The organism is Peribacillus sp. FSL E2-0218 (assembly GCF_037992945.1).
GTDB classification, from domain to species: domain Bacteria; phylum Bacillota; class Bacilli; order Bacillales; family DSM-1321; genus Peribacillus; species Peribacillus simplex_B.
On record NZ_CP150304.1, the window covers coordinates 1 to 10,000 of the forward strand.

The 10,000-nt window shown below is 43.0% G+C and carries 8 protein-coding genes (1 of these 8 cut by a window edge); all 8 read left to right on the forward strand.

Features of this window, described 5'->3' with window-relative positions:
* Positions 1-1,350, forward strand: coding sequence for a chromosomal replication initiator protein DnaA (gene dnaA, locus MHI53_RS00005; RefSeq protein ID WP_061143177.1), 1,350 nt, complete (start codon positions 1-3; stop codon positions 1,348-1,350).
* Positions 1,351-1,544: 194 nt separating this feature from the next.
* Positions 1,545-2,681, forward strand: coding sequence for a DNA polymerase III subunit beta (gene dnaN / locus MHI53_RS00010; RefSeq protein ID WP_100534278.1), 1,137 nt, complete (start codon positions 1,545-1,547; stop codon positions 2,679-2,681).
* Between the two features lie 201 nt (positions 2,682-2,882).
* Positions 2,883-3,095, forward strand: a complete 213-nt coding sequence (gene yaaA / locus MHI53_RS00015) for a S4 domain-containing protein YaaA (RefSeq protein ID WP_061143175.1) — start codon at positions 2,883-2,885, stop codon at positions 3,093-3,095.
* 21 nt (positions 3,096-3,116) lie between these two features.
* Positions 3,117-4,235: a DNA replication/repair protein RecF gene (recF, locus tag MHI53_RS00020; protein WP_340372552.1), complete on the forward strand. Its 1,119-nt coding sequence runs from the start codon at positions 3,117-3,119 to the stop codon at positions 4,233-4,235.
* 12 nt (positions 4,236-4,247) lie between these two features.
* On the forward strand, positions 4,248-4,517 hold the full coding sequence (locus MHI53_RS00025) for an extracellular matrix/biofilm biosynthesis regulator RemA family protein (RefSeq protein ID WP_061143173.1): 270 nt from the start codon (positions 4,248-4,250) through the stop codon (positions 4,515-4,517).
* 69 nt (positions 4,518-4,586) lie between these two features.
* Complete coding sequence (gene gyrB, locus MHI53_RS00030; protein ID WP_061143188.1) at positions 4,587-6,512, forward strand: DNA topoisomerase (ATP-hydrolyzing) subunit B; 1,926 nt, start codon at positions 4,587-4,589, stop codon at positions 6,510-6,512.
* 91 nt (positions 6,513-6,603) lie between these two features.
* Complete coding sequence (gene gyrA, locus MHI53_RS00035; RefSeq protein WP_100530501.1) at positions 6,604-9,150, forward strand: DNA gyrase subunit A; 2,547 nt, start codon at positions 6,604-6,606, stop codon at positions 9,148-9,150.
* 170 nt (positions 9,151-9,320) lie between these two features.
* Positions 9,321-10,000, forward strand: partial view of an HD-GYP domain-containing protein gene (locus MHI53_RS00040; RefSeq protein ID WP_061143171.1) — the 5' portion only. 394 nt of this gene lie beyond the right edge of the window; only the first 680 of its 1,074 coding nucleotides appear in the window; it begins with the start codon at positions 9,321-9,323; its stop codon lies off the right edge, out of view.

Consider the following 10,000-nt stretch of genomic DNA (forward strand, 5'->3'; position numbering starts at 1 on the left):
TTGGACAACATCGATAGCCTCTGGAACCAGGCGCTCGGAAAAATCGAAAAAAAAATCAGTAAACCAAGCTTTGAAACTTGGCTTAAATCCACCAAGGCCTATTTACTTCAAGGTGATACGTTAACGGTCACCGCTCCCAATGAATTCGCCAGGGATTGGCTCGAAGAACGCTATTCCCATCTTATTTCTGATGTATTGTTTGAACTTACCGGTGAGGAATTGGAAGCGAAATTCATCATTCCCCCCAATCAAGAAGACGATGATTTCACCGTTCCTGTTCAGCCTAAAAAGATCAAAAAACAAGATAAAGAGCATGCTGCATTCCCGCAGCATATGTTGAATGCGAAAAATACCTTTGATACTTTTGTCATCGGCTCCGGCAATCGTTTTGCCCATGCCGCGTCTCTCGCTGTCGCAGAAGCTCCAGCCAAAGCCTATAATCCATTATTCATATATGGGGGCGTCGGGCTTGGTAAAACGCATTTAATGCATGCGATCGGACACTATGTACTTGAGCATAATCCGAAAGCAAAGGTCGTATATTTATCATCAGAAAAATTCACGAATGAATTCATCAATTCCATCCGGGACAATAAAGCCGGGGAATTCCGTGACCGATACCGAAGCGTGGATGTTTTATTAATTGATGATATTCAATTCCTAGCGGGAAAAGAACAAACGCAAGAAGAATTTTTCCATACATTCAACGCCCTGCATGAGGAAAGCAAGCAAATCGTCATCTCAAGTGACCGCCCGCCAAAGGAGATTCCTACACTCGAGGATCGTCTCCGCTCCAGGTTTGAATGGGGGCTCATCACGGATATCACACCTCCTGATTTGGAAACGCGGATAGCCATTTTACGTAAGAAGGCTAAAGCTGAAGGGCTGGATATCCCGAATGAAGTCATGCTTTATATCGCCAATCAAATCGATTCCAATATCCGTGAGCTTGAAGGGGCACTGATTCGCGTCGTGGCTTATTCTTCATTGATCAATAAGGACATCAATGCAGATTTGGCAGCTGAAGCATTAAAGGACATCATCCCTAGCTCTAAACCTAAAATCATCACCATACTGGAGATCCAGAAGACGGTCGGTGAGCATTATAGTGTCAAGCTGGAGGACTTCAAGGCAAAAAAACGGACGAAATCGGTGGCTTTCCCAAGGCAGATTGCCATGTACCTTTCCAGGGAGCTGACGGACTCATCACTGCCTAAGATCGGTGACGAATTCGGAGGCCGGGATCATACCACCGTTATCCATGCCCATGAAAAAATTTCTAAGCTCATGCAGACGGATACCCAGCTTCAACGTCAGGTCAAAGAAATACAAGATCAGTTGAAGGTATAATCTTATTCTGGATAATGTGTATAACCGACGACTACTTACACACAGTCTGTCCACAAGTGGATAGACTGTTTTTCCTTAGGGTGAATCGACTTATCCACATATCAACAGGCCCTACTACTATTACTACTATCTTTTTTAATAAAAATTATTAATAAATATGCCTGGTAGGCAATTAAAAAATTGGAGGATGAAGCATGAGATTTATAATCCAAAGAGATCGATTAGTTCATAGTGTCCAAGAAGTAATGAAAGCCGTCACATCGAGGACAACCATTCCAATCCTGACAGGGATAAAAATAACCGTTACGAGTGAAGGTGTAACGTTAACCGGAAGTGATTCGGATATTTCCATCCAATCATTCATTCCAGCCGAAGTCGATGGAGATGAAATCGTTGAAGTGAAAAATAGCGGCGGCATTGTCCTGAATGCCCGCTTCTTCAGTGAAATCGTCAAAAAACTTCCGATGGATACAGTCGAAATTGAAGTGGAAAATAATTTTCAAACGATCATCCGCTCGGGAAAAGCTGAATTCAACTTGAATGGATTGGATCCTGAAGAATATCCACATCTTCCGATCATTGAAGAAGAGAACATTTTCAAACTGCCAACCGATCTTTTGAAGACCCTTATCCGTCAAACTGGCTTTGCTGTGTCCACGTCAGAAACACGCCCAATCTTGACAGGTGTAAACCTCAAGGTCCAAGATGACGAATTGACCTGTATTGCAACAGATAGCCATAGACTCGCAATGAGAACCGCAAAAATCGAAAATAAAATCACAGGAACCTATAGTGTCGTCATTCCGGGTAAAAGCCTGAATGAATTGAGTAAGATCCTGGATGATACAAACGAACTGATTGAAATTGTCATTACCGAAAACCAAGTCCTTTTCAAGGCTGAGAATTTATTATTCTTCTCAAGATTGCTTGAGGGTAATTATCCTGATACATCCCGCTTGATCCCTTCGGATAGCAAAACGGATGTGACCGTCCATACAAAAGACTTTCTCCAAGCGATCGACAGGGCATCTTTATTGGCGAGAGAAGGAAGAAATAATGTCGTCAAGCTGACAACCCTTGAGGGCCGCATTATCGAGGTCTCTTCCAATACTCCCGAAATTGGTAAAGTAATCGAAGAGGTCCAGGCCGAAGCCATTGAAGGTGAAGATCTGAAAATCTCATTCAGTGCCAAATTTGTCATGGACGCTTTAAAGGCATTGGAAGGAACCGATATAAAAATAAACTTCACTGGTGCGATGCGTCCTTTTGTCATCCGTCCGCTTCATGATGAATCGATGCTGCAATTGATTCTGCCAGTTAGAACTTATTAGGCAAAAATAATATTTCGATATAATTAAAGGCTTGTTTAACAAGCCTTTAATTTTTTTATATTCCAACATGGGGCGGCATTCGGTCTGTCGGTAGCTTAGAAACCTTATAAATGAGCGATGAAAAAGCTATACTTTGTCTTAATGGCTTTTTTTTAGTAAAATAAAGTATTAAAGACTACTTGGAAATGAGTGAGACTGGAAATGGATTCGATAAAAATAAGCACGGAATATATCACGCTTGGACAATTCTTGAAATTAGCCGATTTGATCCAGAGCGGCGGAATGGCAAAATGGTTCTTGAGCGAATATGAGGTTTTCATCAATGGCGAATTAGATGTGAGAAGAGGCAGGAAATTAAGATCAGGGGATAAAGTGGAGATTCCTGGATTTGGCACATTCACAATAACAAGCTAAAACATAAGGGAAGAGCGGAATATGTATATTGAAAATATAAGTTTGAGAAATTACCGCAACTATACCGAATTGAACCTGGCTTTTGAAAATAAAGTCAATGTAATCCTCGGCGAAAATGCCCAAGGAAAAACAAATGTCATGGAATCGATATTCGTTTTAGCGATGGCAAAATCCCATCGGACCTCAAATGATAAAGAACTTATTCGCTGGGATGAAGAGTATGCTAAAATAGAAGGCAGAGTTAGAAAGAGAAATACCTCAATACCACTTGAGCTGACCATTTCAAAAAAAGGGAAAAAGGCGAAGTGCAACCATATTGAACAAAGAAAATTAAGTCAATATGTCGGAAATATGAACGTGGTCATGTTTGCGCCTGAGGATTTAAACCTTGTCAAGGGAAGTCCTATAGTCAGACGCCGTTTTATAGATATGGAAATTGGCCAGGTTTCTCCCGTATACCTTCATGATATGAGCCAATATCATAAAATACTTCAACAAAGAAATCATTACTTAAAGCTTTTGCAGACCCGGAAACAAACGGATACGACGATGCTTGACGTGCTAACTGATCAATTCATCCAGTATGCAGCGAAAATTGTCGAAAGAAGATATGAGTTTCTTTCAAAGCTCCAGCAATGGGCAGAGCCGATCCATTCGGGGATCTCCAGAAATCTAGAAGTATTGAAAATCCAATATAAACCGTCGCTTGATGTATCAGAATCTATGGATTTGACGAAAATGATAGAAGTATACACAGAAAAATTTGATAAAATAAAAACAAGGGAAATTGAACGGGGTGTAACGCTGGTCGGTCCTCATCGTGACGACCTGGTTTTTTTTGTGAATGACCGTGATGTCCAGACATATGGTTCACAAGGACAGCAGCGTACAACCGCGCTCTCCCTGAAGCTTGCCGAAATCGAGCTGATCCATGAGGAAATCGGCGAGTATCCCATTTTATTATTGGATGATGTGCTATCGGAGCTTGACGATTTCCGTCAATCCCATTTACTGAATACGATTCAAGGAAAAGTGCAAACATTCGTGACGACACCCTCCGTTGATGGAATCGATCATCAAACCCTGAGAGAAGCGACCACCTTTTATGTTAGTCAAGGAAGTATAAAAAAGGTTAAATGATGAGGTGAATGTATGTATCTCCATATTGGTGAAGACGTTCTTGTGAAAACGGATGATGTCATAGCCATTTTAGATAAGAAGCTGCTCCAGGCATCTCCGATCATGATTGAGTTTTTGGAGAAAAAGTCTGATGTGACTTCACATTTAGCAAAAAACTCGGTTAAATCGATAGTAGTGACGGATAGGCAAGTCTATTATTCACCGCTTGCTTCTTCCACTCTGAAAAAGCGTTCACTGCAGCCATCGTTATTGATCGATGATATAGATGTTCTTGGAATATAAGGACTTAAGCGATAATTACTTCGGAAAATTGATAATGCCAAAAGAAAAGTGTAGGTGATACGAATGACAATGGAACAAAAAGAAGTACAAGCTCAGGCATACGATGAGAATCAGATACAGGTTTTGGAAGGCTTAGAAGCAGTTCGTAAACGTCCGGGGATGTATATCGGCACGACTTCTGCAAAAGGACTTCACCATCTTGTTTGGGAAATTGTCGATAACAGTATTGATGAGGCACTAGCGGGTTTCTGTACGGAAATCAAAGTGACGATCGAAAAAGACAATAGCATAACGGTAGTCGATAATGGACGGGGAATTCCAGTAGGGATCCATGAAAAAATGGGACGTCCCGCTGTAGAAGTAATCATGACTGTACTTCATGCTGGCGGAAAGTTTGGCGGCGGGGGATATAAGGTCTCCGGCGGTCTGCACGGTGTCGGTGCATCTGTCGTTAACGCCCTATCGACGGTATTGGAAGTGTATGTCCATCGTGATGGCAAAATCCATTATCAGCAATTCAATCGCGGGGTTCCGAAGGAAGATTTGAAAATCATCGGGGAAACCGATCATACGGGTACGACGGTCCACTTCATTCCGGATGGTGAAATCTTTACCGAGTCTTTGGAATATGATTTCGATACGTTAGCCACTCGTATCCGTGAGCTTGCGTTCCTGAATAAAGGCCTGAAACTCATCATTGAGGATAAACGTGAAGAAGAAGAGAAAATCAGGGAATATCATTATGAGGGCGGGATTAAATCATACGTCGAGCACTTGAACCGTTCGAAAGAAGTGCTGCATGAGGAACCGATTTTCATGGAAGGCGAGAAAGATGGGATTTCTGTCGAATTAGCTTTGCAATATAATGACAGCTATATCAGCAATGTGTTTTCTTTTGCCAATAATATTCACACCTATGAAGGCGGTACGCATGAATCGGGATTCAAGACGGCCCTGACCCGGGTCATCAATGATTATGCAAGGAAAAACGGTCTCCTGAAAGAAGCCGATTCCAATTTCTCCGGTGAAGATGTCCGGGAAGGCCTGACGGCAATCATTTCGATCAAGCATCCTGAACCCCAATTCGAAGGTCAAACGAAAACCAAACTTGGAAATTCAGAAGTAAGAACGGTAACTGATTCCATCCTTTCTGAGCGGCTTGATTCTTTCTTATATGAAAATCCGGCCGTGGCCAGGAAAATTGTCGATAAAGGGCAAATGGCAGCAAGGGCCCGTATGGCAGCCAAGAAAGCCCGTGAATTGACTCGAAGGAAGAGTGCGCTTGAAGTTTCCAACCTTCCGGGAAAATTGGCGGATTGTTCATCCAAGGACCCGGCTATCAGTGAATTGTACATCGTTGAAGGAAACTCGGCGGGAGGTTCGGCCAAGCAAGGGCGCGACCGTCATTTCCAAGCGATTTTGCCGCTAAGGGGTAAAATCCTGAACGTAGAAAAAGCAAGATTGGATAGAATCTTGCATAACGAGGAAATAGGCACGATCATCACCGCACTAGGAACGGGAATTGGTGATGAATTCAATATTGAAAAAGCCCGATATCATAAAATCGTCATCATGACCGATGCCGATGTGGATGGAGCCCATATCAGAACGCTGATGTTGACATTCTTCTACAGATATATGCGCAAAATCATCGAATATGGTTATATATACATTGCTCAGCCGCCACTTTTCAAAATCCAGCAAGGGAAAAAAGTGGATTATGCCTATAACGATCGACAGCTTGAAGAAATCATGGCGAGTTTGCCAAGCACTCCAAAGCCTAACCTGCAGCGCTACAAGGGGCTGGGGGAAATGAACCCCGAGCAATTATGGGAAACGACCATGAACCCTGAAACGAGAACGCTGCTTCAAGTCAGCTTGAAAGATGCGGCCGAGGCGGATGAAACATTCGAGATGCTGATGGGCGACAAGGTTGAGCCTAGACGTAACTTCATCGAAGAAAATGCAATTTATGTAAAAAATCTTGATGTTTGATTTTTTGACAGGATGCTCTTACATCCTGTTCTTTACATAGTTCTAGTTAATATTAAACGAGAGTATAAGCTTTTTATAGGAGGTTGGCTCCATGTCAGAAAATGAAAGATCAGGTGTGAAAGAAATAAATATAAGTACCGAGATGCGGACATCTTTTTTGGATTACGCGATGAGCGTTATCGTGTCTCGTGCTTTGCCTGATGTAAGGGACGGTTTAAAACCGGTGCACCGAAGAATTCTTTATGCAATGAATGATCTTGGAATGACTTCGGATAAACCATTTAAAAAATCGGCACGTATTGTTGGGGAAGTAATCGGTAAGTATCACCCCCACGGTGATTCTGCCGTCTATGAAACGATGGTACGGATGGCGCAGCCCTTTAACTATCGTTATATGCTTGTGGATGGTCACGGGAATTTCGGTTCAGTCGATGGAGACCAAGCTGCTGCAATGAGGTATACAGAAGCAAGAATGTCGAAAATCTCGATGGAGCTGCTTCGTGATTTAAATAAAGACACGGTCAATTTCCAGGATAACTATGATGGTTCGGAAAGAGAGCCAGCCGTTATGCCAGCCCGTTTCCCTAACCTTTTGGTGAATGGTTCATCCGGTATAGCGGTAGGGATGGCAACCAATATTCCACCGCATCAATTAGGTGAGGTAATTGACGGCGTATTGGCTATAAGCAAAAATCCTGACATTACGATACCGGAGCTGATGGAATACATTCCAGGACCCGACTTCCCGACAGCCGGGTTAATCTTAGGCAGAAGCGGAATCAGGAAAGCCTATGAAACTGGAAAAGGGTCGATCATCCAGCGGGCGAAAGTGGAGATTGAAGAAAAACCTAACGGAAAACAAGTTATCCTCGTTAAAGAAATTCCTTATCAAGTGAATAAAGCAAGATTGATCGAAAAGATTGCCGAACTTGCCCGAGACAAGAAAATCGAAGGCATCACCGATTTACGGGATGAATCGGATCGCAATGGCATGCGCATCGTCATGGAGCTTCGCAAGGACGTTAATGCAAATGTCCTTTTGAATAACCTGTACAAGCATACTGCCATGCAGACAACCTTCGGGATCAATTTGCTTGCCTTGGTTGACGGTCAGCCAAAAGTATTGAACTTAAAACAATGCCTGCAATACTACTTACAGCACCAGCAGGTGGTCATACGCCGCAGGACGGAATTTGAATTGCGCAAAGCGGAGGCCCGCGCCCATATTTTAGAGGGCTTGAGGATTGCGCTGGATAATCTGGATGCGGTCATATCTTTAATCCGTAATTCACAAACTACCGACATTGCCCGTGAAGGGTTAATGACACAGTTTTCACTTTCCGAAAAACAGGCGCAGGCCATTTTGGATATGCGTTTGCAGCGTCTGACTGGTTTGGAACGCGAAAAAATCGAAGATGAATATCAAGCATTAATGGCCATCATTGCCGAATATAAGGCGATTCTGGCTGATGAAGAAAAGGTTCTTGAAATCATCCGTGAAGAGCTTCTTGAAATCAAAGAACGTTTTAATGATAAGCGCAGAACGGAAATCACATTAGCGGGCTTTGAGAGCTTGGAAGATGAGGATCTAATCCCAGAGGAAAATATCATCGTGACGCTTACCCATAACGGTTATATTAAACGTCTGCCTGCAACGACATACCGCAGCCAAAAACGCGGCGGCCGCGGGATTCAGGGCATGGGAACGAATACAGATGATTTTGTCGGTCATTTGTTGACCACATCGACTCATGACACGCTATTATTCTTCACGAACAAAGGTAAAGTATACCGTTCGAAAGGATACGAAATACCTGAGTACGGCAGGACGGCAAAAGGCTTGCCGCTCATCAACCTATTGGAAGTGGATAAGGGCGAGTGGGTCAATGCCATCATACCGGTGAAGGAATTTGCCGATGATTGGTATTTATTCTTCACGACGCGGCACGGGATATCGAAGCGTACACCGTTGTCTTCTTTTGCCAACATCCGTAATAATGGGTTAATCGCTCTAGGTTTACGGGAAGATGATGAATTGATTTCGGTTCGTCTTACGAATGGAGATAAACAGATCATCATCGGAACGAAGTCCGGAATGATGATCCGTTTCCCAGAGACGGATGTACGGACGATGGGCCGTACTGCAGCAGGAGTGAAAGGGATATCCTTAAGGTCCGATGATGAAGTGGTCGGTATGGAAATCCTTGAAGATGATGAAGAAGTCTTGATCGTTACGAAAAATGGATATGGAAAAAGGACCTCTGCTGAGGAATACCGTATCCAAAGCCGAGGCGGCAAAGGGATAAAAACATGTAATGTAACGGAGAAAAATGGCGAACTGATCGCCGTGAAAACCGTTACCGGTGAAGATGAGGACTTGATGCTCATTACAGCTGCAGGTGTATTGATCCGGATGGAAGTCGAAGGCATCTCCAAAACGGGCCGTAATACTCAAGGGGTCAAACTGATCCGCCTTGAATCCGCAGACAATGAATATGTCTCGACGGTGGCCATCGTTGGTAGAGAAGAAGAAGAGGAAGCAGATATGGAGCAAGATCCAACAGCCGATCAAGAAACAATATCGGAACCCACTGTTGTGAGCGAGAATGAAGAAACCGAAAAAGATCCAGAAGAATAATGGTAAGCGGCCCAGCGATAAAATGCTGGGCCTTTTTTGTTGGGTAAAAGGTCATGGAACTTGTGTTGAAAAAGTGTATTTGTAGGTATATAATCATAAAGAAAGATAGTTTTTACCATGTTTTTCAAGTGGAATGATATTCATTACTACTACTATCGAGGTGAACCGTTTTGCTAGTAAAAACGCGCTATTTAACGGAAGGCTGTATTCTTTCCAAAGAAATCAGAGGTCTCGCCGACCGTCCTATCATGTATGAAAAAACAATATTGACCGCGGAGTCGATCGAGGCTTTGGAGGCTTTTTTAATTTCGGAGGTAAGCGTTGAAAAAACGTTGATTGATGGAAAGAAGTTTTTACCGAAAGAAGTGATAGATCCGGAATTGGACGAATTGGAAGAGTCGTCCGATTTTACCGATTTGTATCTTAAGTCCGTTCAAACTTATAAGCGATTATTCAGGAACTGGCAAGCCGGCAGCAAGGTAGAGGTGGCCATGATCCGTTTAATCATCATTCCCCTAGTGGATAAAGCACTGGAGGAACCAGGCAACATTTTAATGCTGCACCATTACTGCAATAAAGAGGACTACACCTTTCACCATGCCATTTCCATCGGATTAATAGGAAGCTATATTGCATCTAAAATGAAATACAGCAAGGCCGACGTCTACCAGGTGGCCATTGGCGGATGTCTCGCGGACTGTGGGATGGCTAAGGTCGCCCCAAGATTATTAAATAAGATGGAAGACTTAACTGCGGAGGATTATGAGGAGATCCACAATCACCCCATTTTCAGTTATAAAATGATAAAAGATAGCTCCATCATAAAGGACAGCGTAAAGATTGCGATACT

What these genes read in the sequence shown, in the direction of transcription:
- dnaN (WP_100534278.1), top strand. Translation starts at nt 1,545, where the DNA reads ATGAGATTTATAATCCAAAGAGATCGATTAGTTCATAGTGTCCAAGAA.
- yaaA (WP_061143175.1), top strand. Translation starts at nt 2,883, where the DNA reads ATGGATTCGATAAAAATAAGCACGGAATATATCACGCTTGGACAATTC.
- recF (WP_340372552.1), top strand. Translation starts at nt 3,117, where the DNA reads ATGTATATTGAAAATATAAGTTTGAGAAATTACCGCAACTATACCGAA.
- MHI53_RS00025 (WP_061143173.1), top strand. Translation starts at nt 4,248, where the DNA reads ATGTATCTCCATATTGGTGAAGACGTTCTTGTGAAAACGGATGATGTC.
- gyrB (WP_061143188.1), top strand. Translation starts at nt 4,587, where the DNA reads ATGGAACAAAAAGAAGTACAAGCTCAGGCATACGATGAGAATCAGATA.
- gyrA (WP_100530501.1), top strand. Translation starts at nt 6,604, where the DNA reads ATGTCAGAAAATGAAAGATCAGGTGTGAAAGAAATAAATATAAGTACC.